Origin of the sequence: Mesorhizobium sp. CA7, from assembly GCF_020165015.1 — a bacterium.
GTDB lineage: Bacteria > Pseudomonadota > Alphaproteobacteria > Rhizobiales > Rhizobiaceae > Mesorhizobium.
The window spans coordinates 455,255-479,035 of record NZ_JAIUHH010000001.1 but is presented as its reverse complement, the minus strand read 5'-3'; the positions used below and the strand labels follow the sequence as shown (position 1 = coordinate 479,035).

The window sequence follows — 23,781 nt, the reverse complement described above, 5'->3', positions numbered from 1 at the left end:
GCCATGCGCATCCCCGTTTGCATCGCTCTGCTGCTCGCCGGTTTCGCCGGCGGTTGCACCAGCGACGACTATGTACGCGCCGAAGGGGTGACCTTGGCGGCCGGCAACGCGCAGGCGTCCAACACCGCCATGCAGATGGTCGATCCCTGGAAGTATGGCGTCCAGAACACAAGGCTTCTGGTGCCAGCCCAGCGTCCGGGCTCCGAGAGCGCTGCCGTCGGTGCGAAGGCCGGCTCCGTGTCGTCACCGACGACATCATCAACAACATCGAATTGATGGGCTGGCGAGGATGGCATCTGGTAGCAAAACCAAGAAGATCCTGCTCGTTTCGACGGACAGGACGTTCTTGCAGGACACGCGGACGGCTTTTGCGGCCTCCGAGGTCATCGAGCTTCTGACGCTGGAAAAGAGCGTCAACGAACTGCGCGGCGAGATACTCGAGGCGGACTTCGGCACGGTGATCGTCGACATGGATGCAGCCAAGCTCGAGGAAATCGAGTCGCTGCAGCGCGTCATGCGGCGGCTGGAAGGCAGCGTTCCGGTGGTCGTCGTCACCCAGGAATTCAACGCGGCGGCGGTACGCATCCTGGTGCAGCTCAAGGTCGCCGATTTCCTGGTCAAGCCGATCACCACGGCCGACCTCGTGCGTTCGGTCATCCGTGCGCTGCAAGGACCGGGGCGGGAAGAAAATACCGAATCCCATATCTATACGTTCATGCCGGCAGCCGGCGGCGTCGGCACCACCACGCTCGCCTTGCAGACGGCCTTCCAGCTGCATCATTCGGTGATGCGGGGCGCCTCGACCTGCGTCGTCGATCTCAATTTCCAGCAAGGCGCCTGCGCCGAATATCTCGATCTCGAACCGCGCTTCGACATCACCGAAATCGAGAACCAGCCGGAGCGCCTCGACCGGCAACTGCTCGACGTGATGCTGTCCAAGCATGCGAGCGGGCTGTGCGTGCTTGCCGCGCCGACGCGACCCTCGGACATGCGCTCGTTCAAGACCGATGTCGTGGTGCGCATGCTCGACCTCGTGGCGGCCTATTTTGACAATGTCGTCATCGACATGCCGCGCACCTGGTTCCCCTGGACCGAGACGGTGCTGCTGGGTTCCAACAAGCTCTATATCGTCGCCGAGATGACGGTGCCCTGCCTGCGCCATACGCAGCGTCTCATCCAGGCCGTCTACGAGACCGCCGGCAAGGAAGTGAAGCCTAACGTCATCGTCAACCGCTTCGAGCAGAAGATGTTCGACAACGGCATCAAGCAGGCCGACGTTCAGGAGATACTCGGCGAGCATTTCGTCGGCGGCATCTCCAACAATTACCGGCTGGTGCGCGAGGCGGTCGACCGCGGCGTGCCGCTGCACGCCATCGACCCCAACGCCAATGTCGTCAACGACCTGAAGAAGATCATCCTGCCCGAGGAGGCCGTCCAGACGATGGCCAAGTCGAGGTCGCTGTTCGGCCTGGGCAAGAGCTTGCTGAAGAGGAAGGCAGGATGACCAGCCGCTTCTCCAACCTGCAGAGCCGCGACGTCCGCCCGCAGCGGGCGCCCGAACCCGCGCCGGTCACGCACAATGCAGTGATCATCCCGACGACCCGCAAACCGGCGCCGCCCAGGCCTGAGGCAGCCCCCGCAAAGAGCGCCAACAAGGTGCTGGACGCACGCGTGCGTATCCATCGCATGCTGCTCGAGGAGATCAACCTCGTGGCGCTGGAGCGGCTGCCCCGGGATGAAATGCGCCGGCAGGTGCATGATTTCGTCTCGGAAAAGACGCGCCAGGAGCGGATGGCGATCAACAATGCCGAGCTCGACGCCCTGGTCGACGATATCGTCGACGAGATGGTCGGCCTCGGCCCGCTGGAGCCGCTGCTCAAGGATCCCGAGATCAACGATATCCTGATCAATGGCCACCAGAACTGCTTCGTCGAAAAGCGCGGCAAGCTGCAGCAGGTCCACATCCCGTTCAAGGACGAGGCGCATCTGCTTAGAATCATTAATAAAATCGTCGCGGCGGTCGGCCGCCGCGTCGATGAATCGCAGCCCATGGTCGACGCCCGGATGCTCGACGGCTCGCGCTTCAACGCGGCGATCCGCCCCGTCGGCGTCGACGGCCCGCTGGTGTCGATCCGCAAGTTCTCCAAGAACAAGCTCGGCCTGCACAAGCTCGTCGAATTCGGCGCCATTACCCAGAACATGGCCGAAGTGCTGGCGGCGGCGGTGCATGCCCGCAAGACCACGATCATCTCCGGCGGCACCGGCACCGGCAAGACGACCATGCTCAACGCTTTGTCGGCCTTCATTCCGGAAGACGAGCGCCTGATCACCATCGAGGACGCGGCCGAGCTGCAATTGCAGCAGCCGCATGTCGCGCGCATGGAGACGCGTCCGGCCAACATTGAGGGCCAGGGCGAATTGAAGCAGCGCGACCTGGTCAAGAACGCGCTGCGCATGCGCCCCGACCGCGTCATCCTCGGCGAATGTCGCGGCGAGGAAGCCTTCGACATGCTGCAGGCGATGAACACCGGTCATGAAGGCTCGATGGCCACCATCCATGCCAACACGCCGCGCGATGCCATCTCGCGTCTGGAACAGATGCTCGGGATGACCGGCATGCCGATGACCGTGCAGTCGATCCGCAGCCAGATTTCCAGCGCCATCGACATCATCGTGCAGCTGACGCGCCTTTCCGACGGCAAGCGCAAGGTGACCAGCGTCGCCGAAGTGACCGGCATGGAAGGCGACGTCATCCAGATGCAGGAGATCTTCCGCTTCGTGCGCACCGGCATGGAGGCGGACGGAAAGATCCTCGGCCACTTCGAGGCGACCGGTATCCGCCCGCGCTTCCTCGAGGATCTGCGCAACATGGGCATCGAATTCCCGGGCAAGTATTTCGAACCCGGCCGGCCGCAGGACTAGTCCGGTGTTCGAGGGATTCAGCCCGGTCTACGTAGTCTACGCCGCGGCGGCGCTCACCGGCATCATGATCGCCGAGGGACTTTATCTGCTCTATGCCGGGCGCAGCGACAAGCGCACGGCCATCAACCGCCGCATGAAGCTCGCGGAGAACAAGATCAGCCAGGAGCAGGTGCTGATCCAACTGCGCAAGGAACGCGGGATCGACGGCGGCACCTCCATCTTTTCCCTCGATCGCTTCCGCGCCCTGCGCACGCAGTCCGGCATAAGCACGCCGCTGCCGAAATTCCTGACGATCACATCGGGGATCGCTCTCGCCCTGGCGCTCGTGGCGATCTGGAAGGGCTTGCCGCTCCTGTTCGGCCTTATCCTGCTTCTCTTGCTGTTGCCGGTGTTGCCGGTCATGGCATTGCGCTGGATGCGCAAGCGCCGGCACAAGCGTTTCGGGATGCAACTGCCTGAGGCGCTTGAATTGATCACGCGCGGGCTGAAGGCAGGCCATCCGGTGCCGGTGGCGATTGCCATGGTGTCGCGCGAGATGGCCGACCCGATCGGCACCGAGTTCGGCGTCGTGGCCGACGAGGTGACCTACGGCTCCGACCTGGTCTCGGCGTTGAACAATCTTTTCGACCGGGTGGGCCATGAGGACCTGCCGCTGTTCGTCACGGCGGTCTCGATCCAGAGCAGTTCGGGCGGCAATCTGCGCGAGATCCTCGACGGCCTGTCGGCGACGATCCGCGACCGCGGCAAGCTGCGTCGCAAGGTGCGCGCCATTTCGACGGAAGGGCGCATGTCGGCTTACATCCTGACCGCGGTGCCAGTGCTTCTGTTCACCGCCATCATGGTGCTGATGCCGCAATTCTATGAGGATGTCTGGGACGTGCCGAAGACCTGGTACATGATGGGCGGCTCCATCATCTGGCTGCTGCTCGGCAACGCCATCATGTTCAAGATGTCGAATTTCAGGTTCTGAGATGGAAGACGTGATCCGCTTCCTCGCCTCGCTCGCGCCGACCTCGCTGGTGCCGGTCGCCGTGCTGCTCCTTGTGCTAGGCGGCGGCGCCGTCGCCTGGCCGCTGGTGCTCGCCAAGGGTGATCGCGGCGAGGTCAAGCGCCGGCTGAAGGTGGAGACATTGCAGCCGGTCGAGCAGGCGGAGCCCGCGCCCAAGAAGAGCACCAACGCCGTGCGCGAGAAGGCGGTGAAACGGGCACAGGAGTTCTACGCCAAGAGCGATCCGGAAAATGTCGCGCGGCTGCGCCTGAAGCTCATCCAGGCCGGCTACATGGAACCGCGCGCCGTCGGCATGTTCTTCCTCATCCGTTTCGCCGCGCTGGTCGGCGCGGCGCTCGGCGCATTCCTGGTCAATCAATGGGCGGCAAGTGCGGAGTCGACCATGACCAGCCGCTGGACCTTCATCATCCTGTCGGCTGCCGGCGGCTATTTCCTGCCTGGCCTGGTGCTGATGCAGAAAATTCGGGAAAAGATGCGCGAATACCGCAACGGCTTTCCCGATTTCATGGATTTGATGATCGTCTGCTCCGATGCCGGCATGAGTATGGAGGCCGGCATCGAGCGGGTCTCCAGAGAGCTTGCCAGGACCTATCCGTCGCTCAGCCAGAACCTGATCCTGGTGTCGCTGGAGTTGCGGGCCGGGCGCAGCCTCGACGACGCGCTGAAGGCGCTTGCCGACCGCCTCAGCCTCGACGAGGTCCGCTCCTTCGCGACGCTGCTGCAGCAATCCAAGGAACTCGGCACCAGCCTGTCGGGCTCGCTGCGCGTCTTTTCCGACGAAATGCGGCACAAGCGCATGTCGCTGGCCGAGGAGAAGGCGCATGCCCTGCCGGCCAAGATGTCGGTCCCGGTGACGGTCTGCATCCTGCCGGTGGTGCTGATGATCGCCATCATTCCGATCATCGTGAAGCTGACCGCGCATTGAGTATTCAGCTGAGGCCGGTTTGCAAACGGCAGCTTCCTGCGCTCCGCCCCGGTTCTCGGAATCCGCCATTTTCGACTCGGCCTGACCTGAATCCAGGACATAGCCGTGGTTAACGCATCCTTGGCGCGCAACCGAATTTTAGCTGCATTTCGGCACCGAAGCTTAATCGCTGTCCTGTATCGTTTTTCCTGAAGAACGACCCGGCAAATCGGGCGATGGGGCAGGGGCATGCGTCAGAGACTTCCCAGGGCAGCGGCGGCATTGGCGGCCGTCTTGATGATTACCGGCTGCACGACGAACAACAATGTCGACACGACCAAGACCACGGCGATCCAGCCGGCGGCCAAGGACGTCAGCGCCAACGACCTCGTTGAAGGCAAGGCGCAGTTCCGCGAGGCGAATTTCGGCCTTGCCGAACAGCATTTCCGCAAGGCGGTCGAGCTCAAGTCCGACAATGCCGAGGCCTGGATGGGGCTTGCCGCATCCTATGACGAGCTTGGCCGCTTCGACTTCGCCGATCGCGCCTATTTGCAGCTGTTGAAGGTCGCCGGGCGCAAGCCGCAGATCGTCAACAATATGGGTTATTCGCAGCTTCTGCGCGGCAACAAGAAAAAAGCGCGCGCGCTGCTGCTCGAGGCCAAGGCCGGCATGGCCGATCAGACAGTGGTCGATGCCAATCTGGCGCTGCTCGACAAGGGCTGATCCTGCTCCCGGTTCGCGTATTCCGTGTGCCGTCATGGGATTTCGCCTCACATGTCGACGCTTTGTAAACCCTGTGTCGAGGTAGCGTTGGGTGTCCGCCGAAAACGGTTTGCGCCGGGCGCCGCCAGTCTACATTGAGGAGCGACGGGCACCCGCTAGAGGCAGTTCTTCAGGATGTTGGATTTCAGTTCGCTCCTGCTCGCGGCGGCGCTGTCGGGTACATGCCTCAGCATCACTATGTTTGCGATCTGGCTCGCCACACCGAGGGCGCGCTTCGTGCTCACGGTCGCCTGCGGCATCCTCGTGCTCGTCGCCCATGTCGTCGCGTTCTGGCGCTATACCAAGAATGCCGATCCCTGGCTGTGCCAGGTCGTGCTCGCGCTGCTGACCTTGGGTTTCCTGGTCCTCTGCCTGTCGGCGATGCAGTATCTCGGCTTTCGCGACTACCGCCGCGCCATCGTGCCGACGCTGGCCGCGATGGCTGCCTGCGCGATCTTCACCTTTCTCGGTTTCGACGGCATCGGCTTTCAGATCACCTATGCGGCCGTGACGGCGTTGCTTGCGGCGATCGGGGCGATGTTCTGGATGAAGGGGGATCACGACCGCCGGATATTGCTCGTCGTTTCGTTCCTCAGCGGCGCCTGCGGCTTGTCCTTCGTGCTGTGCGGCCTGGCGTTGCTGACGCAAGAGCAATGGGTTCTCGGCGCTGCGCCCGACAATTGGGCGGAGCGATTGAACTCCGTCGTCGCGGTCGCCTGCATGACCGGCCTCGGCGCATTGACGCTTTCACTGCACCATCTGCAGGCGCAGATCGAGCTCAAGGCCGAAACCATGACCGATCCGCTGACCGGTCTGATGAACCGCAGGGCGCTCACCGAGCTTTACGGCGAGCGCAGCTTCGGTCCGTTCATGGCGATCGCCATGTTCGATCTCGACCATTTCAAGATGACCAACGACGTCTTCGGTCATCCCGTTGGCGACCAGGTTCTTTGCCGCTTCGCGGCGGTGATCAGGAAATATGGCAGGACAGGGATCGACGCGTTCCGGCTGGGCGGCGAGGAATTCGCGCTCGTCATGTCGCGCGTGACACCGGAAAAAGCGCATGACATTGCAAGCCGGATCGGCGTCGCTTTCGGCACCGAGGTCGTCGCGACCCATCGCGGGCCGCTGCGCAGCAGTGTCAGCGGCGGCATGGGTTTCGGGTCGATCGCGGGCCGTCCGCTCCATGAGGTGCTGGCGCAGGCCGACGCCGCGCTTTATGCGGCCAAGCGTGCCGGGCGCAACCGTGTCGTCGTTCAGGACGGAGCGGTCCAGCCCGATGCCGGGCCGGCCCTGAAGTCTGCCTGAGCAGACGCTACTCGGCCGCGCCGAGATATTCCGACAGCGGCGGACAGGAGCAGACCAGGTTGCGGTCGCCGGCGACGTTGTCGATGCGCGAGACCGGCGGCCAGTATTTCGCGGCCAGATCGGCGTCGCCCGCCGGATAGGCCGCCTCCAGCCGCGAATAGGGATGCTTCCACTCGCCGGCAAGCGCTTCCGACGCGGTGTGCGGGGCGTTGACCAGCGGGTTGTCGTTGGACGGCCACTCGCCCTTCGCCACTTTCGCCGCCTCGGCGGCGATGGCGATCATCGCCTCGCAAAACCGGTCGAGCTCACGCTTGGGCTCGGACTCGGTCGGCTCGACCATCAGAGTGCCGGCAACCGGGAACGACATCGTCGGCGCATGGAAGCCATAGTCGATCAGGCGCTTGGCGATGTCGTCGACGCTGATGCCGGCGCTCTCCTTGAGAACGCGCGTGTCGAGGATGCACTCATGGGCGATGCGGTCGCTTCTGCCTTTGTAAAGCAGCGGGTAGTGCGGCGCGAGCCGTGTCGCCACATAGTTGGCCGAAACGATCGCCGTCTCCGTCGCTTGCTTCAGGCCGGTGCCGCCCATCATGCGGATATACATCCAGGTGATCGGCAGGATGGAGGCGCTGCCGAAGGGCGCCGCCGCCACGGCATGCGCCGAGCCTTCGGTGACATGGCCCGGCAAATAGGGTTTCAGATGCGCCCTGACGCCGATCGGACCGACGCCCGGGCCGCCGCCGCCATGCGGGATGCAGAAGGTCTTGTGCAGGTTCATGTGGCAGACGTCGGCGCCGATGTCGCCGGGACGGGCGAGGCCGACCAGGGCGTTGAGGTTGGCGCCGTCGAAATAGACCTGGCCGCCATGCTCGTGGATCAGCGCGCACAGATGACGCGCGCCTTCCTCGTAGACGCCATGCGTCGAAGGGTAGGTGAACATCAGCGCCGCGAGGTTCTTGGAATGCTCATTGGCCTTGGCGCGCAGATCGTCCATGTCGATATTGCCGTCGTCCAGGCAACGCACGACGACGACGCTCATGCCGGCCATCGCGGCGCTTGCCGGATTGGTGCCATGCGCGGAAGACGGGATCAGGCAGATGGTGCGGTGGCCTTCGCCGCGCGCACGGTGATAGGCGCGAATGGCGAGCAGGCCGGCATATTCGCCTTGGCTGCCGGCATTGGGCTGCAGGCTGACGGCGTCGAAGCCGGTGATTTCCGACAGCCATGCCTCCAGGTCGGCGGCCATCTTGCGATAGCCCGCCGAATGGCCGGCCGGCGCAAAGGGATGCAGATTGGCGACGCTCGGCCAGCTCACCGGCATCATCTCGGCGGCTGCGTTGAGCTTCATGGTGCAGGAGCCGAGCGGGATCATCGTGCGGTCGAGCGCCAGGTCCTTGTCGGCCAGCCTGCGCAGGAAGCGCATCATCTCGGTCTCGGAATGATTGTCGTGGAAGACCGGCTGGGTGAGGAACTCCTTGCCGCGCGGCTTGCCCGGCATGGAGCTGCCTTCAGCCGCGCCGGGCTTGGCGCCAAACAGGGCAGCGATCGCCTCGAGATCGGCTTCCGTGGAGGTCTCGTCGAAGGCGATGCTGACATGGTCGGCATCGATGACGCGCAACAGCCGGCCGGTCTTCTCGGCGGCTTCTGCGATCGAAGCGGCCTTGCCCTTCACCTCGGCCGTGACCGTATCGAAGCGCCTCGCGCCGAGCACCGAAACACCGGTTGCTTTGAGGCCCGAGGCGAGGCGGCTGGCCAACGCGTGGATCTGCCCGGCAATTGCCTGCAGGCCGGCGGGGCCGTGCCAGATCGCATAGGCCGTGGCCATGTTGGCCAGCAGCGCCTGCGCGGTGCAGATGTTGGAGGTGGCCTTGTCGCGGCGGATATGCTGCTCGCGCGTCTGCAGCGCCAGCCGGTAGCCCGGGCGGCCTTTGGTGTCGGTCGACTGGCCGACGAGGCGGCCGGGCATCAGGCGGGTCAGCTTGTCGGAGACGGCGCAATAGGCGGCGTGCGGGCCGCCGAAGCCCATCGGCACGCCGAAGCGCTGCATCGGACCGACGGCGATGTCGGCGCCGAGCTTCGCCGGCGCATCCGTCAGCGTCAGCGCCAGCGGATCGGCGATGAAGACGACCAGTGCGCCGGCGGCGCGGGCCTTCTCGATCGCCGCCTTGTGGTCGCCATAGACGCCGAACGTGTCCGGCCAGGAGACGAGCAAGGCGGCGGTGTTGTCGTCGATCGTCTCGCCGTCGACCTCGATGTCGAGCGGCTCGGCGCGGGTGCGCACGACGTCCAGCGTCTGCGGATGCGGCGTGCCGGCAAGCGCCACCTTGGTGCGCTTGTCGCGGTGGTGGCGCAGCGCAATGCCGACGGCTTCGGCGACGGCGGTCGCCTCATCGAGCAGCGAGGCCGACGCCACCGGCAGGCCGGTGAGCTCGGCGACCAGGGTCTGGAAGTTGAACAGCATCTCCAGCCGGCCCTGGCTGATCTCGGCCTGGTATGGGGTGTAGGCCGTGTACCAGGCCGGGTTCTCGAACAGGTTGCGCTGGATGACCGGCGGCACGAAGACGCCGTGATAGCCGGCGCCGATGAAGCTCTTCAGCACCGTGTTCTTCGCCATGATCGCCGACAGTTCGGCCAGCGCTTCGGCTTCGCTCGCCGGAGCGGGCAGATTGAGCGGCAGGTCGAGGCGGATCGATCTCGGCACGGCCTGGCTGATCAACGTTTCGACGGATGGAACGCCGATGACGGCGAGCATTGCCCTGACGTCGTTGACGCCTGGGCCGATGTGGCGGGCCGAGAAGGGAATAGGTGCTGCGGTCATTTCCAGGATCCTGATATCAGCCAATATGGGCTTTGTAGGCGGCTTCATCCATGAGGCTGTCGAGCTGGCTTTCGTTGGCCAGCCTCATCTTCCAGAGCCAGCCGTCGCCGGTCGCTGCCGAATTGACCAGCGAGGGGTCGGCCGACAGGGAGGCGTTAGCTTCGGTGATCTCGCCGTCGACCGGCGCGTAGACGTCCGAGGCCGCCTTGACTGATTCGACCACGACGGCGGTATCGCCCTTGGCGAGCTTGCGGCCGATTTCCGGCAGCTCGACGAAAACGAGATCGCCGAGCTGTTCCTGCGCATAATCGGTGATGCCGACCGTAGCGACGCCGCCGTCGACGCGCAGCCACTCATGGTCTTCCGTGAAATAGGTCTTTGCCATCTGGAAATCATCCTTTGCGGTAGCGATGTGGGGTGAAGGGCAGGGGCGTGACGTCGACCGGGATTTTCGTCCCGCGGACATCGGCAAAGAGCTTCGTGCCGGCCTTGGCCAGCGCGGTGTTGACATAGCCCATGGCGACCGGGTGGCCCGCCGCGGGGCCGAAGCCGCCCGAAGCGACATGACCGGCCGGATGGCCGTCGGCATCGATCAACGCGGCGCCCGCGCGTACCGGCTGGCGTCCATCGGGCTTCAGGCCGACGCGCTTCTGCGACGGCCCGCGCTCGAGGATCGAGTGCAGCGCGTCGGCGCCGATGAAATGGCCGGAAGCGCGAACTGCCTTGGGAATTGCCCACATCAATCCCGCGCTTGCCGGGTCTATCTCGGGCGTCAGGTCCTGGCCGTGCAGGCAAAGCCCGGCCTCGAGCCGCAGGCTGTCGCGGGCGGCAAGGCCGATCCACTGCACGCGCTCGTCCCCCAGCAGCCTGGCGACCAGATCCCGCGCATCCGCTTCCGGCAGGCCGATCTCGAACCCGTCCTCGCCGGTGTAGCCGGAGCGGCTCATGAACCAGTTTTGCCGGGGCTCGACCCCATGCATGAAAAGCAGCGAGCCGGTCTCGATGCCGGCCCGCGCCAAAGCTGCCCAGGCGTCCGGCCCCTGGATCGCCAGGAAGACGCGGTCGAGCGGATCGACCCTGGCATCGAAACCGGCAGCAAGCGCGCGCAGATGCTTCTCGTCCTCCACCGCGTTGCCGGCATTGGCCACCACCATGAACCGGTTATCGCCCAGGCGCGTCACGATCAGGTCGTCGATGATGCCGGCAGCCTCGTTGAGGAAGAAGGTGTATTTGGACTGCGAGATTTCCAGCGCGCCGGCATCGAGCGGACAGGCGCGGTTCAACAAAGCGATGGCCCCCGGACCGGAGACCTCGAACAGCTTCATATGCGAGATGTCGAACAGGCCGGCATGCTCGCGTGTGTGAAGATGCTCCTTCATCACGCCGGGCGGGTAGGTGAGCGGCATCGACCAGCCGGCGAAGGCGCCGAAACGCGCGCCCGCGGCCTGATGCAAATCCTCAAGGGGGAGGTGTCTGGTGTCTTGGCCTGTCATGTCTTCTCCAGAGTCGCACGGCGATCAACCGCCATTGGCGGCCTAGTCGTGCCCCTCTGTCTGAAGCCTGAGAGACTCGCGCCCCGTAACTCTGTCGGCAGCGCTTACACCTTCGGCGCGGGAAGATTCCCGACTTTCCAGAGTTGTCTTTCCCGTCCACGGTTCTTTTGCCTGAGAGATTTCGGGCGATTTCCCCTTCGGCGACAGCTTGCGCTGCTCTCTCCCGCAAACAGGTAGGACTCAGTCGCCTAAGTCCTCGACGTGTCATCCATAGCCCGTCGGCGACACCTTGTCACCTCCCAGCGACATTTTAAGCGCGCCCTGCTTTTCAGCGACATGGATTGGCCGACAAGGCTTCGCTAACCACGCCGTTTGCCGGTTTCTCAAGATAATGCTGATAAAGCTTGGCGGGGTAACGCACTCAGTTCGCCGGCAACGGGCGACGGGCAGGGACGGCAAATGGGCGAATTGATCATGAGCGCTCCGGTGGCGGGGCTGATCTCGAAGAACAAGATCACGGTCGAAGACGTGACGATGCTGCGGCGCGAGGTCTTCGCCGACGGCGTGGTGAGTCGCGGCGAGGCGGAGGCGCTGTTCGCGCTCGACCAGACGGCGCGCGACAAATGCGGCGAATGGGCGCCGTTCTTCGTCGAGGCGGTGACCGACTACATCGTCCACCAGGAAAAGCCGGAGGGCTATATCTCCGAGCAGAATGCCGACTGGCTTGTCCGCACCGTCTCGCGCGACGGCATGGTCGACGGCCGCACCGAGCTTGAACTGCTGGTGCATGTGCTGGAGGAAGCGAGGTCCTCCCCCAGCGAGCTCTCGGCCTATGTGCTGGAACAGGTCGCGCATGCGGTAATCGACGGCAAGGGTCCGCTGATGCATGGCGGCAGCCTGGTTCCGGGCCATATCGCCAAGGCCGAGGTCGATCTGCTGCGGCGCATCCTCTATGCCTATGGCGGCGACGGCAACATCGCCATCAGCAAGGCCGAGGCGGAGGTCCTGTTCAGGATCAACGACCGGACCGCGGCAGCTGACAACGATCCGTCCTGGAGCGACCTCTTCGTCAAGGCGATCGCCAACTACGTCATGTGCTCGACCGGCTACGAGCCGCCGACGCGGGAAGTGGCGCTGCGCCACGAGAACTTCCTCGACGAGGCGGCGCCGACGCTTGGCGGCTTCTTCAGCCGGATGGTCTCGGGTGGTTTCGCGGCGATCCTCGAAGCCTATCATTCGCCCGGCGATATCGAGGCCGAATGGGAAGCCAGGAACCGGGCCGCCGAAGCGCTTGCTCGCCGCGCCGAGACGATCGACGCCAGCGAGGCCGAATGGCTTGCCGAGCGTGTCGGCGGCGGCCAGCGGCCGCTGCGCGACAACGAGCGCGCGCTGCTGACGCTGATCAAGCACGCGGCGCCGGAAATCCATCCGACGCTGAAACCGCTGCTTGAGAAAGTGGCTTAGGCGTTTCCTGCAATTGTCTTGCAAAGAATGATGTTGGAATGGCCTTCGGGCCAGCCGGTCAATTCGGCGATGCGCTCGAAGCCGGCCTTTTCGTACAGACCAGGCGCCTGGAAGTCGTGGGTCGAAACCCATATCCGCAGCGAGCCGCGCGCGGCGGCTTCCGCGACGAAGGCATCGAGCAGCTTCCTGCCGTGGCCAAGGCCTCGATAGGCTTCGTCGACCCACATCAGCGTGAGCTCGGCAATGCTCGCCCAGGAATAGCCGGCGGCGACCCCGACGGCGCGGCCTTGCTCATCGCGCAGCGCAAAGACCAGAGCACGGTCGTCGCCACGACCGGTCAGCCGCCGGTTGTCGTTGTCGAGACGCTCCTCGATGGCACCAAGCTCGGCGGCCGCTAGACCATGCTCGGTCTGCAGGCGAGGGCCGTCAAATCCCGCCATACCAGTCGTAGCCATTGTCCTCCCAGTAGCCGCCGCGGCCGCCGCCGACATTGGCGAAACTGTCGACCAGCTCGATCTTGTAGATGTATTTCGGCATCTTGTAGCCGAGCTGGCGCTCGACCCGCACGCGCAGCGGCGCGCCGTTCTCGACCGGCAGGGGCTTGCCGTTCAGGCCGTAGGCAAGAATCGTCTGCGGGTGGCGGGCGTCGATCAGGTCGATGGTGCCGTAATATTTTATGTCGCCGGACAGGCTTTGCTCGATCGTGTCGAGGCAGTGGAACATGACATAGCGGGCCTGCGGCTTGACCACGGCCTGGTCCAGCACCAGCGACAATGGCGTGCCGGTCCATTTGGCGATGCAACTCCAGCCTTCGACACAGTCGTGGCGGGTGATCTGCGTGCGGCTCGGCATGTTCTGAAGCTGCTCGCGGGTCAGCGAAAGCGGCTTCTCTACGAGGCCTGAAACCTCGAGGCGCCAGTCTGCGAAATTGTTGGCGAGCAGGCCCTTGTAGGTGTCGTCGTCCGGCGCGGTAACGCCGTTCGGCCGTTGCGGCTGGCGGATATCGGCCTCGGTGAATTCCGGCGCCAGCGCGTCCCGCCCGGCAAGCAGGCGCTGTGCGCGCCAGGTCAGGCCATTGGCGTTTTCGAGGAAGCTGCGCAGGCCGCCGCCGATGCCGAGGCCGCTGTCGAATACGTCGCAACCAGACAGCGCGATGCCGGACAGGCCGAGGCTGGCGGAGGTGAGGAATTTGCGGCGGCTGATCTGGAATTTTGCCATGTCAGGCGCTCCTCTCGGTCGGCTCAACGTGCTTCGCAGGCGGGTCGGTGCGGTACCAGCCGGTGATGATCGAACGCAGCTCGTTGATCGGGCCGGCGGCGAGGATCATCAGGATGTGGACGATGAAGAAAAGCACGAGCAGCACCATGACGGTGAAGTGGATGGTGCGCGCCGTCTGCCTGCCGCCGAGGATTTCGTTGAGCCAGGGCAATACCGAATTCATGCTCGGCGACATTGCGAGGCCTGTGACGATCATCAGCGGCAAAAGCACGAAGAGCACGCCGCCATAGGCCATTTTCTGCAGCGTGTTGTATTCGCGCGTGTGGTGGAACTTCAGCTTCGCATGATCGACGATGTCGCGCGGCAGCTTGCGCAGGTCTGACACGCGAGGGGCAAGATCGCGACGGATATGGCCGTTGACCAGGCTGGCGATCAGCCAGATGAGCAGGGTCGTGGTCAGGATCCAGGCGAAGAAGAAATGCACCACGCGGGCGGTGCCGAGATCGTAATAGGAGGGAATTGTCGCCCAGGCCGGGAAGGCGCGGGGCGTCTCTTGTCCCGGGGGACCCGACCAGCCGAGCACGCCGGTTGTGTCGAAGCGATGGCCGAAGATTTCAGTGAAGCCGCGCGGACCGTCGGCAGTGTTTTCGGCGCCGATCTGGAGGATCGTGTTGTTGAACCCGAAGCCGGACTGCTTGCCGACATAGAGCTGCGGCCGCGCGTTGAAGATCTGCAGGCCGGAAAGCAGCATGAAAAACAGCGAGAAAGCCCAAATCCAGTGGGTCAACCGCGTCCAGCGCGATTGCCGGTAGATGAGGGTCGTGTCCTTGCCGTCCGCCTCGGCGGCGGAATGGTTGTTGGCAACAGTGTCCATCTTGCCTCCGGCCGCCTCAAGCAAGCGGCTTCTCAGGTCATTGTCTCCCCCTCAATACGTCGCCGCACAAGGCAATGTTTCATGCGATCACGGATTTATTACGGAGAGCCCAGGCTGACCGCGAGATTGACTGCCGCCGCGACGATCACCGTGTTGAAGAAAAAGGTCAGGATCGAATGAACAAGCACGACCAGCCGCATTTGCGAGGTGGTGACGGCCGTGTCCGCCGTCTGCGCCGTCATGCCGATGACCGTCGCGAAATAGAGGAAATCCCAGCCTTCCGGCCTTTTGCCGCCCGGAAAATCGAGGCCGCCGACCGGCATCTTCTTGTGGGTTTTCTCGTCGATCCCGTCGCCATCCTTCCAATAGACGTGCGCGTAGTGCAGCGACGCCATGGCGTGGATTGTGAACCAGCCGAGCGGGATCGATAATATGGCGAAGGCGAGCTGCAGCGGATGCGCGGCATCCTTGCGGTTGATCAGCAGGAACAGCGAGACGATGGCCGCGCCGACGACAAAGAGCGTGACGGCAAAGATCAGCAGCACGGGCAGGTCGGTCGCGCGCGCATTCTTGCGGAGATAGCGGCCGGTAAGGCTCGGCATCAGGGTCAGCACCAGGGCGATATAGCTTGCAAAGAACACATTGGCGCCGATCGAGTAGGGGAGCGGCCAGCGCAGCAACAAGGCAAGCAGCAGTGCCACGATACCGATGGCCGCGGCGAGGGCGAACTGCATGTGCCGATGCATCGGCGTCTTGAGATCGTCACCCATGGCCCGAGGCCCTTGAAGACGTTGGATCAGTCCGGTGTGACGGATTTGAGCGCGCGCCGCAAGATGCGGTCGAGCTCGCCCAGAAACTGCGAACGGTCCTTCGGTGTGAAGGAGGCATTGAAGCCCCGGCTTTCGCCGGTCTCGCGCAGATGCTGCTTGAGATCGCGCATCGCCACCGCCATGCCGATGGTTTCCGGGGTGAAGGGGCGGCCGGTGGGGCCGAGCACATGCGCACCGAGCGCCACCGTGCGCGCGGCAAGCGGAATGTCGGCCGTTATCACGACGTCGTTGGCCCTGGCGTTCTCGGCGATCCAGTCGTCGGCCGCATCCGCGCCTTTGGAGACGACGACGTTGCGGATCATCGGATCGCGCGACGGCCGCAGGCCGCCATTGGAGACATAGGTGACGACGACGCCGTGGCGCTCCGCGACCTTCTCGACCTCGGCCTTGACCGGACAGGCATCCGCGTCGACATAAATGATTGGGGCAGGCAACCTTATCTCCAAATGTACGAAAGGGCCGACATAGGCCGGCCCCTTCGCATGAAATTTCGCAATTGTCAGGCCGCCAAGGCTCCGGACTTCTTGGCGGTCCAGGTGGCGATATAGTCCATCAGGCCTGGGCTGAGGCAATCATAGGGCTCCAGCCCAATCGACTTCAGTTGGCCGCGGATGCCGTCCATGCGGCTCGGGTCGACGCCGGATTCGATGATCGAGGAAACGAAAGCAGCAAAGCCCGGCGGCGACCAGCCATCCTCCTCGAAGCGCTCGGGATGGATGAAGGACAGGCCCTTGAAGGGATGGTCGCGCTCGACCGGGCCGTACATGTGGACGCCGCAGCCGGTGCAGGCATGGCGCTGGATCAGCGCGGCGGGATCGACCACCTTCAGCTTGTCGCCATTCTCGGTGACGGTGACATCGCCAGTGCCGGCAACGGCCACGACCGAGAAGATAGCGCCGTCCGGCTTCCAGCATTTGGTGCAGCCGCAGGCATGGTTGTGGGCGATCTGGCCCTTGACTTTCACCTTCACCGGATTGCTGGTGCAGGCGCAGACCAGCGTGCCGCCGGCAAAGCTCGCGCTCTCCCTCGGCAAGCCGTTGTCGATCTTCGGATGCAGTTTTTCAGGCATTGAGTCCTCCCTTGTTGAACCTGTGCAACTTCAGTCGCTGGCCATAGGTCGGCGGCTTGTTTCCTCAGTAAACCACGACGCTGCGAATCGACTTGCCCTCATGCATCAGGTCGAAGCCCTTGTTGATGTCCTCGAGCTTCAACGTGTGCGTGATCATCGGATCGATCTGGATCTTTTTCTCCATGTACCAGTCGACGATCCTCGGCACATCGGTGCGGCCGCGCGCGCCGCCGAAGGCGGTGCCCATCCAGGTGCGGCCGGTGACCAGCTGGAAAGGCCTTGTCGAGATCTCCTGGCCGGCGCCGGCGACGCCGATGATGACCGACTTGCCCCAGCCGCGATGCGAGGCTTCCAGGGCCTGGCGCATCACCTTGGTGTTGCCGGTGCAGTCGAAAGTGTAGTCGGCGCCGCCGATCTGGTCGGCGCCGCGCTTGGTCAGGTTGACCAGGTAAGGCACGATGTCGCCGTCGATCTCCTTCGGATTGACGAAATGCGTTATGCCGAACTTCTCGCCCCAGGCCTTCTTGTCGTTGTTGACATCGACGCCGATGATCATGTCGGCGCCGGCAAGGCGAAGACCCTGGATGACATTCAAGCCAATGCCGCCGAGGCCGAAGACCACGGCGGTTGCGCCTTGCTCGACCTTGGCGGTGTTGATGACCGCGCCGATGCCGGTGGTGACCCCGCAGCCGATGTAGCAGATCTTGTCGAAGGGAGCGTCGGGATTGACCTTGGCCACCGCGATCTCGGGCAGCACGGTGAAGTTGGAGAAGGTCGAGCAGCCCATGTAATGAAACAGCTTGTCCTTGCCCATCGAGAAGCGCGAGGTGCCGTCGGGCATCAGGCCCTGTCCCTGCGTAGCGCGGATGGCGGTGCACAGGTTTGTCTTCCGCGACAGACACGACGGGCACTGCCGGCATTCGGGCGTGTAGAGCGGGATGACATGGTCGCCCTTCTTGACCGAGGTCACGCCCTTGCCGACATCGACGACCACGCCGGCGCCCTCATGACCGAGGATGGCCGGAAACAGCCCTTCCGGATCGGCGCCCGACAGCGTGAACTCGTCGGTATGGCAGATGCCGGTCGCCTTGACCTCGACCAGCACTTCGCCTTCGCGCGGCCCCTCGAGGTCGACCTCCATGATCTCCAGCGGCTTTCCGGCGGCGACGGCGACTGCGGCACGCGTTTTCATCAGGCGTTTCCTCCCAAGCAATCAGTAAGTTTCAGGTTACGGCAGGCCGCCGTTCCCGCCTGGCGGGACGAAATCTCTGCCCGCCGTTTGTTTCTCCGAGCCCATCGACCACCTTATCGCTTTCCTTGCTGGCGGCCAACTTCCCTTGCGACGTTTTTCGCCGCGGCAGTCGCAATTCGAGCAAGTCGGATGCGCACCGGCCGGCCACTTGAGACATGGCGGGATTGTCCATAGAACTGGACCGCTTCGCCGGAGGACGACATCCGAATGTTCAAGAAAATCCTGATCGCCAATCGCGGCGAGATCGCCTGCCGCGTGATCAAGACGGCGCGCAAGATGGGCATTGCCACCGTCGCGGTCTATTCGGATGCCGACCGCGATGCCGTGCATGTCGAGATGGCCGACGAAGCGGTGCATATCGGACCCTCGCCGGCGGCACAGAGCTATCTGTTGCCTGAGAAGATCATCGCCGCCTGCAAGGAGACCGGCGCCGAAGCCGTGCATCCGGGCTATGGCTTCCTGTCGGAGCGCGCCTCTTTCTGCGAGGCGCTGGAGAAGCAAGGTATCGTCTTCATCGGGCCGAAACCCAAGGCTATCAAGGCCATGGGCGACAAGATCGAATCGAAGAAGTTCGCCAACGAGGCCAAGGTCTCGACCGTGCCCGGGTGGCTGGGCGTCATCGAAGACGCCGACCATGCCGAAAGGATCGCCGGCGAGATCGGCTATCCGGTCATGATCAAGGCCTCCGCCGGCGGCGGCGGTAAGGGCATGCGCATCGCCTGGAGCAAGGCTGAGGTGCGCGACGGTTTCGAGCGGGCGCGTTCGGAAGCGAAAAGCTCCTTCGGCGACGACCGCGTCTTCATCGAAAAGTTCGTCATCGATCCTCGCCATATCGAAATCCAGGTGCTGGCCGACGCGCATGGCACGGCAGTCTATCTCGGCGAGCGCGAATGCTCGATCCAGCGCCGCAACCAGAAAGTGGTGGAAGAAGCGCCGTCGCCGTTCCTCGATGCCAAGACCAGAAAGGCGATGGGCGAGCAGGCGGTGGCCCTGGCCAAGGCCGTCGACTACCAGAGCGCCGGCACCGTCGAGTTCATCGTCGACAAGGACAAGAATTTCTATTTCCTTGAAATGAATACGCGATTGCAGGTCGAGCACCCGGTGACCGAGCTGGTCACCGGCATCGATCTGGTCGAACAGATGATCCGCGTTGCCGCCGGCGAGAAGCTCGGCATCAAGCAGAGCGACGTGAAGCTCAACGGCTGGGCGGTGGAGAGCCGCCTTTACGCGGAGGATCCCTTCCGCAACTTCCTGCCGTCGATCGGCCGGCTGACGCGATACCGGCCGCCGGAAGAAGGCAGGTTCGGCGATGTCGTGGTCCGCAACGACACCGGCGTTACCGAAGGCTCGGAAATCTCGATGTTCTATGACCCGATGGTGGCCAAGCTCTGCACCTGGGCGCCGACAAGGCTGGAAGCCATCGACGCCATGTCAGAGGCGTTGGACAAGTTCATCGTCGACGGCATCGAGCATAACATCCCGTTCCTTTCGGCGCTGATGCAGCATCCGCGCTGGCGCGAGGGGCGGCTGTCGACAGGCTTCATCGCCGAGGAATATCCGGACGGTTTTTCGCCGGTCGCGCCGGATGGCGAGGAGAGGGCGGTATTCGCCGCCGTCGCAACGGCGATCGAACTGCTGCGCCGCGACCGGCTCGACCGCCTCAGCGGCCGGCTGGCGCCGCATTCAGGACATCTCAAGCGCGATTGGGTGGTAAAGATCGGCGCTGACTATCTGCCGGTCGAGATCGTCGACGGCATGATTTCCATCCCGATGGAGGTCGATCTGTCGATCGATGGCGGCAAGCCGCTGACCGTCGCCTCGGACTGGCGGCCGGGCGACGCGATCTGGCAGGGCACGATCGGCGCCGACAAGGTCGCGGCGCAGATCCGTCCGACGCTGAACGGTTTGCGCATCGCCTGGAAAGGCATGTCGGTGACGGCACGCGCCATGCTGCCGCGGATCGCTGAGCTCGAAAGGCTGATGCCGGAGAAGCTGCCGCCCGACACCTCGAAGATGCTGCTTTGCCCGATGCCTGGTCTCGTCGTCTCGATCGCCGTGGCGGAGGGGCAGGAAGTCAAGGCCGGCGAGACGCTGGCCGTGGTCGAGGCGATGAAGATGGAAAACGTGCTGCGCGCCGAACGCGACCTCACGATAGCCAAGCTCAACGCGAAGCCCGGCGACAGCCTGGCGGTCGATGCGGTGATCATGGAGTTTGCCTGACAAAGGGCGGTGCGGGACGCAAGCCTGTGTCGCGGTCGATTGTGCTGGACTGGCATGGCCCCGTCCGGGACAATACATCTGCACCGATGAGTCTTGGCACAGCGTGAAAAAACATGGCGGATGAACGACTTCCACGCGATCCTTTGCAGCGCGAAGCGGCAGTGAAGGCCAGCCGGCCCGAAACGCCGGCGCGTAGGTTCATCCATCTGCGCGTGCATTCGGCCTATTCGCTGCTCGAAGGCGCGCTTCAGCTTGGCGCGATCGTCGGCCATGCGGTCAAGGACGAGGCGCCGGCGATCGCGGTCACCGATACCAATAACCTGTTCGGCGCGCTCGAATTCGCCCAGAAGGCGGTCAAGGAAGGTATCCAGCCGATCATCGGCTGCCAGATCGATCTGGCCTTTTCCGGCGAGGTGAGCGACGGCCAGCGCGACCGCCGCCGCCACGGCCCGGACATGTCGCCGGTCGTTCTGATCGCCGCCAGTGAGGACGGCTACAGCAATCTCGTGCGGCTGATCAGCAAGGTCTATCTGGAGACGCCGCCAGGCGAGCCGGTGCATCTGACCAGCGCTATGCTGGAAGATCGGTGCGACGGGCTGATCTGTCTGACCGGCGGGCCGCGCGGTCCGATCGGCAGTGCGCTCAAAGCGGACCGGCGCGACCTCGCCGAACAGCGGCTGCTGTTCCTCAAAGGCCTGTTCGGTGACAGGCTTTATGTCGAGCTGGAGCGGGTCGCCGGCTACGACCGCATGGTCGAGAAATCGACCGTCGATCTAGCCTACACGCATGACCTGCCCCTGGTCGCAACCAACGAGGCCTTCTTCTCCAAACGCGAGGATTACGAGGCGCATGACGCGCTGATTGCGATTGCCGAAGGCTCGGTGGTCGCCGCTGACAACCGCCGGCGGCTTTCGCCTGACAATTTCCTGCGCGGGCAGGCCGAGATGGCGCGCCTCTTTTCCGACTTGCCCGAAGCGATCGACAACACGGTCGAGATCGCAATGCGCTGCTCCTACTATCCGAAAACCCGCAGCCCGATCCTGCCGCGCTTTACCGGCGCCGATGCCGCCGACAAGGACGCAGCCGAGAAGGCGGAGGCGGCCGAGCTTGCCCGGCAGGCGCGCGAAGGCCTGGAGGCGCGGCTGGCCGCGCACGGGCCGACGCCCGGCTACACGGTCGAGCAATATCGCGAGCGGCTCGAATTCGAGCTCGGCATCATCGAGAAGATGAAGTTCCCGGGTTACTTCCTGATCGTTGCCGACTTCATCAAATGGGCGAAGGCGCAAGGCATTCCCGTCGGGCCGGGGCGCGGTTCGGGCGCCGGCTCGCTGGTCGCCTATTCGACCACCATCACCGACATCGACCCGCTGCGTTTCTCGCTGCTGTTCGAGCGCTTCCTCAATCCGGACCGGGTGTCGATGCCGGACTTCGACATCGACTTCTGCCAGGACCGGCGCGAGGAAGTCATCCGCTACGTCCAGCAGAAATACGGCCGCGACCAGGTCGGGCAGATCATCACCTTCGGAACGCTGCAGGCGCGCGCGGTGCTGCGCGATGTCGGCCGCGTGCTGCAGATGCCTTACGGTCAGGTCGACAAGCTCTCCAAGATGGTGCCGCAGAACCCGGCCAATCCGGTCAAGCTGGCGGACGCCATCGCCAACGAGCCGCGCTTCGCCGAGGAGGCGGAGAAGGAGCCGATCGTGCAGACGCTGCTCGACACGGCGCAGAAGCTGGAAGGCCTCTACCGGCATGCTTCGACGCATGCCGCGGGCATCGTCATCGGCGACCGTCCGCTGTCCGAGCTGGTGCCGATGTACCGCGATCCACGCTCGGACATGCCGGTCACCCAGTTCAACATGAAATATGTCGAGCAGGCGGGGCTGGTGAAGTTCGACTTCCTCGGCCTGAAGACGCTGACGGTGCTGGAAACGGCAGTGAAGCTGATACGGCGGCGCGGCGTCGACATCGATCTCGCCAAGATACCGCTCGACGACCCCGACACCTACGCGATGCTGTCGCGCGGCGAGGTGGTCGGCGTGTTCCAGGTTGAAAGTGCCGGCATGCGCAAGGCGCTGATCGGCATGCGGCCGGACTGCATCGAGGACATTATCGCGCTGGTGGCGCTCTATCGCCCCGGCCCGATGGAGAATATCCCGACCTACAACGCCAGAAAGCATGGCGAGGAGGAGATGGCCTCGATCCATCCCAAGATCGACCATCTGGTGAAGGAGACCCAAGGCGTCATCGTCTACCAGGAACAGGTGATGCAGATCGCGCAGGAGCTTTCCGGCTATTCGCTCGGCGAAGCCGACCTTCTGCGCCGCGCCATGGGCAAGAAGATCCGCGCCGAGATGGACAAGCAGCGAGAGCGCTTCGTCACCGGCGCGGTCGAGCGCGGCGTCTCAAAGCAGCAGGCCGATTTTATCTTCGACCTCCTGGCCAAGTTCGCCGACTACGGCTTCAACAAGTCGCACGCCGCGGCCTATGCGGTCGTTTCCTACCAGACCGCCTATCTCAAGGCGCATTACCCGGTAGAGTTCCTCGCGGCGTCGATGACGCTCGACATGAGCAATACCGACAAGCTGGCCGATTTCCGCCAGGACGCCATGCGCCTTGGCATCGAGGTGGTGCCGCCGTCGGTGATGTCGAGCTTCCGTCCCTTCGAGGTCGGCGAGAACAAGATCTTCTATTCGCTGGCGGCGCTGAAAGGCGTCGGCGACGCGGCGGTCGAGCACATCGTCGAGAAACGCGGCGAGAAGCCGTTCAAGAACCTTGCCGATTTCTGCGAGCGGGTCGATCCCAAGATCGTCGGCAAGCGCGTCTTCGAAAGCCTGATCATGGCGGGCGCGCTGGATTGCTTCGGCCACGACCGCGCGCAGATGATGGCCGGCGTCGAGCGGATGATGGGCCTTGCCTCGCTGGCGCAACAAAACGCCATCTCCGGCCAGGCCGACATTTTCGGCGCTTCGCTTGGGAGCCAGTCGCAGGCTCTCAACCTGCCGGCGACCGATCCGTGGCTTGCCGCCGACAAGCTGCACCGTGAATTCCAGATCGTCGGCTTCTATCTTTCAGCGCATCCGCTCGATGAGTACAAGTCCGCGCTGCAGAAGATGCGGGTGCAGAACTGGGCGGAATTCTCGGCTGCGGTCAAACGCGGCGCCGCCGCCGGGCGCCTCGCCGGCACGGTCACCTCCAAGCAGGAGCGCAAGACCCGCACGGGTAACAAGATGGGCGTCGTGCAGTTTTCCGACACGACGGGACAGTATGAGGCCGTACTGTTTTCCGAAGGCCTGGCGCAGTATCGCGACATGCTGGAGCCCGGCAGTTCGGTGGTGATCATGGTTGCGGCCGAAGACAGGCCTGAGGGCGTTAACCTGCGCATCAACTCGGTGCAATCACTGGACGATGAAGCCAGCCGCATCCAGAAAGCGCTGCGCATCTTTGTCAGGGACGATGGACCATCGTCGATCATTCAATCGCAGCTCAAGCAGCGTGGCGACAGTCAAGTCAGCATCATCGTTCTCAAGGGAGAGGCGCAGGGCGAGATTGAGATCGGCCTGGGTAATTATCGCGTCTCGCCGCAGATCGCCTCCGCCATGCGCGCGGTGCAGGGCGTGGTGGACGTGGAGCTGGTCTAG

20 protein-coding genes and 1 riboswitch are annotated in these 23,781 nt (G+C 64.0%); of the genes, 10 read left to right on the top strand and 10 right to left on the bottom strand.

Translation table 11 applies throughout. The features are described 5' to 3' along the window. Positions 1 to 3 precede the first annotated feature (3 nt). The 7 genes from LB552_RS02315 to LB552_RS02285 all read left to right on the top strand — a co-directional run bounded on the left by LB552_RS02315 (position 4) and on the right by LB552_RS02285 (position 6,905). Positions 4 to 276 carry a hypothetical protein gene (locus LB552_RS02315; RefSeq protein WP_140690575.1) on the top strand — a complete coding sequence of 91 codons (273 nt, stop codon included), beginning with the start codon at positions 4 to 6 and terminating at the stop codon, positions 274 to 276. Positions 277 to 289: 13 nt separating this feature from the next. After that, on the top strand, positions 290 to 1,504 hold the full coding sequence (locus LB552_RS02310) for a CpaE family protein (RefSeq protein WP_224601627.1): 1,215 nt from the start codon (positions 290 to 292) through the stop codon (positions 1,502 to 1,504). After that, complete coding sequence (locus LB552_RS02305; RefSeq protein ID WP_140840376.1) at positions 1,501 to 2,922, top strand: CpaF family protein; 1,422 nt, start codon at positions 1,501 to 1,503, stop codon at positions 2,920 to 2,922. Before LB552_RS02310 ends, LB552_RS02305 begins: the two co-directional genes overlap by 4 nt. 4 nt (positions 2,923 to 2,926) lie before the next feature. Then, on the top strand, positions 2,927 to 3,892 hold the full coding sequence (locus LB552_RS29740) for a type II secretion system F family protein (RefSeq protein WP_224601625.1): 966 nt from the start codon (positions 2,927 to 2,929) through the stop codon (positions 3,890 to 3,892). 1 nt (position 3,893) lies between these two features. After that, a complete protein-coding gene (locus tag LB552_RS02295; RefSeq protein ID WP_224601623.1) occupies positions 3,894 to 4,856 on the top strand; it encodes a type II secretion system F family protein in 963 nt (320 codons plus the stop codon). A gap of 228 nt (positions 4,857 to 5,084) precedes the next feature. Then, positions 5,085 to 5,558, top strand: coding sequence for a hypothetical protein (locus tag LB552_RS02290; RefSeq protein WP_224601621.1), 474 nt, complete (start codon positions 5,085 to 5,087; stop codon positions 5,556 to 5,558). Positions 5,559 to 5,732: 174 nt separating this feature from the next. Continuing rightward, positions 5,733 to 6,905 carry a GGDEF domain-containing protein gene (locus LB552_RS02285; protein ID WP_224525376.1) on the top strand — a complete coding sequence of 391 codons (1,173 nt, stop codon included), beginning with the start codon at positions 5,733 to 5,735 and terminating at the stop codon, positions 6,903 to 6,905. A 7-nt stretch (positions 6,906 to 6,912) separates the two neighbouring features. On the opposite strand, the gene gcvP is transcribed toward LB552_RS02285, so the two are convergent. The 3 genes from gcvP to gcvT are packed head-to-tail and all read right to left on the bottom strand — an operon-like array spanning position 6,913 to position 11,216. Beyond that, a complete protein-coding gene (gcvP, locus tag LB552_RS02280) occupies positions 6,913 to 9,723 on the bottom strand; it encodes an aminomethyl-transferring glycine dehydrogenase (RefSeq protein WP_224601619.1) in 2,811 nt (936 codons plus the stop codon). Between the two features lie 16 nt (positions 9,724 to 9,739). Then, on the bottom strand, positions 9,740 to 10,108 hold the full coding sequence (gene gcvH, locus LB552_RS02275; protein WP_095765085.1) for a glycine cleavage system protein GcvH: 369 nt from the start codon (positions 10,106 to 10,108) through the stop codon (positions 9,740 to 9,742). A 7-nt stretch (positions 10,109 to 10,115) separates the two neighbouring features. Further along, complete coding sequence (gene gcvT, locus LB552_RS02270) at positions 10,116 to 11,216, bottom strand: glycine cleavage system aminomethyltransferase GcvT (protein ID WP_224601617.1); 1,101 nt, start codon at positions 11,214 to 11,216, stop codon at positions 10,116 to 10,118. 149 nt (positions 11,217 to 11,365) lie between these two features. After that, positions 11,366 to 11,452: riboswitch (glycine riboswitch) on the bottom strand. Between the two features lie 223 nt (positions 11,453 to 11,675). On the opposite strand from gcvT, the gene LB552_RS02265 reads away from it, so the two are divergent. Beyond that, positions 11,676 to 12,680: a hypothetical protein gene (locus tag LB552_RS02265; protein ID WP_224601615.1), complete on the top strand. Its 1,005-nt coding sequence runs from the start codon at positions 11,676 to 11,678 to the stop codon at positions 12,678 to 12,680. Here LB552_RS02265 and LB552_RS02260 read toward each other — a convergent pair. From LB552_RS02260 to LB552_RS02230, 7 genes are all read right to left on the bottom strand, one after another. Beyond that, positions 12,677 to 13,135 carry a GNAT family N-acetyltransferase gene (locus tag LB552_RS02260; RefSeq protein WP_224601613.1) on the bottom strand — a complete coding sequence of 153 codons (459 nt, stop codon included), beginning with the start codon at positions 13,133 to 13,135 and terminating at the stop codon, positions 12,677 to 12,679. The genes LB552_RS02265 and LB552_RS02260 overlap by 4 nt on opposite strands. Further along, complete coding sequence (locus tag LB552_RS02255; protein WP_224601611.1) at positions 13,107 to 13,898, bottom strand: molybdopterin-binding protein; 792 nt, start codon at positions 13,896 to 13,898, stop codon at positions 13,107 to 13,109. Before LB552_RS02255 ends, LB552_RS02260 begins: the two co-directional genes overlap by 29 nt. Before the next feature lies 1 nt (position 13,899). Continuing rightward, positions 13,900 to 14,772 (bottom strand): cytochrome b/b6 domain-containing protein, encoded by an 873-nt coding sequence (locus LB552_RS02250; RefSeq protein WP_224601609.1) that lies wholly within the window; start codon positions 14,770 to 14,772, stop codon positions 13,900 to 13,902. 98 nt (positions 14,773 to 14,870) lie between these two features. Beyond that, on the bottom strand, positions 14,871 to 15,542 hold the full coding sequence (locus LB552_RS02245) for a DUF1345 domain-containing protein (RefSeq protein ID WP_095765091.1): 672 nt from the start codon (positions 15,540 to 15,542) through the stop codon (positions 14,871 to 14,873). Between the two features lie 26 nt (positions 15,543 to 15,568). After that, positions 15,569 to 16,036: a YaiI/YqxD family protein gene (locus LB552_RS02240; RefSeq protein ID WP_140627381.1), complete on the bottom strand. Its 468-nt coding sequence runs from the start codon at positions 16,034 to 16,036 to the stop codon at positions 15,569 to 15,571. A gap of 65 nt (positions 16,037 to 16,101) precedes the next feature. Then, on the bottom strand, positions 16,102 to 16,671 hold the full coding sequence (gene gfa, locus LB552_RS02235) for an S-(hydroxymethyl)glutathione synthase (protein ID WP_224601607.1): 570 nt from the start codon (positions 16,669 to 16,671) through the stop codon (positions 16,102 to 16,104). 64 nt (positions 16,672 to 16,735) lie between these two features. Next, a complete protein-coding gene (locus LB552_RS02230) occupies positions 16,736 to 17,863 on the bottom strand; it encodes an S-(hydroxymethyl)glutathione dehydrogenase/class III alcohol dehydrogenase (RefSeq protein ID WP_224601605.1) in 1,128 nt (375 codons plus the stop codon). 267 nt (positions 17,864 to 18,130) lie between these two features. Here LB552_RS02230 and LB552_RS02225 point away from each other — a divergent pair, with 267 nt between their 5' ends. Beyond that, entirely contained in the window at positions 18,131 to 20,143 is a 2,013-nt protein-coding gene (locus LB552_RS02225; RefSeq protein WP_224601602.1) for an acetyl/propionyl/methylcrotonyl-CoA carboxylase subunit alpha, read from the top strand. Positions 20,144 to 20,256: 113 nt separating this feature from the next. Further along, positions 20,257 to 23,781 carry a DNA polymerase III subunit alpha gene (gene dnaE / locus LB552_RS02220; protein WP_224601600.1) on the top strand — a complete coding sequence of 1,175 codons (3,525 nt, stop codon included), beginning with the start codon at positions 20,257 to 20,259 and terminating at the stop codon, positions 23,779 to 23,781.

What these genes read in the sequence shown, in the direction of transcription:
- LB552_RS02285 (WP_224525376.1), top strand. Translation starts at nt 5,733, where the DNA reads ATGTTGGATTTCAGTTCGCTCCTGCTCGCGGCGGCGCTGTCGGGTACA.
- LB552_RS02310 (WP_224601627.1), top strand. Translation starts at nt 290, where the DNA reads ATGGCATCTGGTAGCAAAACCAAGAAGATCCTGCTCGTTTCGACGGAC.
- LB552_RS02225 (WP_224601602.1), top strand. Translation starts at nt 18,131, where the DNA reads ATGTTCAAGAAAATCCTGATCGCCAATCGCGGCGAGATCGCCTGCCGC.
- dnaE (WP_224601600.1), top strand. Translation starts at nt 20,257, where the DNA reads ATGGCGGATGAACGACTTCCACGCGATCCTTTGCAGCGCGAAGCGGCA.
- LB552_RS02255 (WP_224601611.1), bottom strand. Translation starts at nt 13,898, where the DNA reads ATGGCAAAATTCCAGATCAGCCGCCGCAAATTCCTCACCTCCGCCAGC.
- LB552_RS02315 (WP_140690575.1), top strand. Translation starts at nt 4, where the DNA reads ATGCGCATCCCCGTTTGCATCGCTCTGCTGCTCGCCGGTTTCGCCGGC.
- LB552_RS02245 (WP_095765091.1), bottom strand. Translation starts at nt 15,542, where the DNA reads ATGGGTGACGATCTCAAGACGCCGATGCATCGGCACATGCAGTTCGCC.
- gcvP (WP_224601619.1), bottom strand. Translation starts at nt 9,723, where the DNA reads ATGACCGCAGCACCTATTCCCTTCTCGGCCCGCCACATCGGCCCAGGC.
- LB552_RS02260 (WP_224601613.1), bottom strand. Translation starts at nt 13,135, where the DNA reads ATGGCTACGACTGGTATGGCGGGATTTGACGGCCCTCGCCTGCAGACC.
- LB552_RS02295 (WP_224601623.1), top strand. Translation starts at nt 3,894, where the DNA reads ATGGAAGACGTGATCCGCTTCCTCGCCTCGCTCGCGCCGACCTCGCTG.
- LB552_RS02250 (WP_224601609.1), bottom strand. Translation starts at nt 14,772, where the DNA reads ATGGACACTGTTGCCAACAACCATTCCGCCGCCGAGGCGGACGGCAAG.
- LB552_RS02230 (WP_224601605.1), bottom strand. Translation starts at nt 17,863, where the DNA reads ATGAAAACGCGTGCCGCAGTCGCCGTCGCCGCCGGAAAGCCGCTGGAG.
- gcvT (WP_224601617.1), bottom strand. Translation starts at nt 11,216, where the DNA reads ATGACAGGCCAAGACACCAGACACCTCCCCCTTGAGGATTTGCATCAG.
- LB552_RS02265 (WP_224601615.1), top strand. Translation starts at nt 11,676, where the DNA reads ATGGGCGAATTGATCATGAGCGCTCCGGTGGCGGGGCTGATCTCGAAG.
- gcvH (WP_095765085.1), bottom strand. Translation starts at nt 10,108, where the DNA reads ATGGCAAAGACCTATTTCACGGAAGACCATGAGTGGCTGCGCGTCGAC.
- LB552_RS02290 (WP_224601621.1), top strand. Translation starts at nt 5,085, where the DNA reads ATGCGTCAGAGACTTCCCAGGGCAGCGGCGGCATTGGCGGCCGTCTTG.
- LB552_RS02305 (WP_140840376.1), top strand. Translation starts at nt 1,501, where the DNA reads ATGACCAGCCGCTTCTCCAACCTGCAGAGCCGCGACGTCCGCCCGCAG.
- gfa (WP_224601607.1), bottom strand. Translation starts at nt 16,671, where the DNA reads ATGCCTGAAAAACTGCATCCGAAGATCGACAACGGCTTGCCGAGGGAG.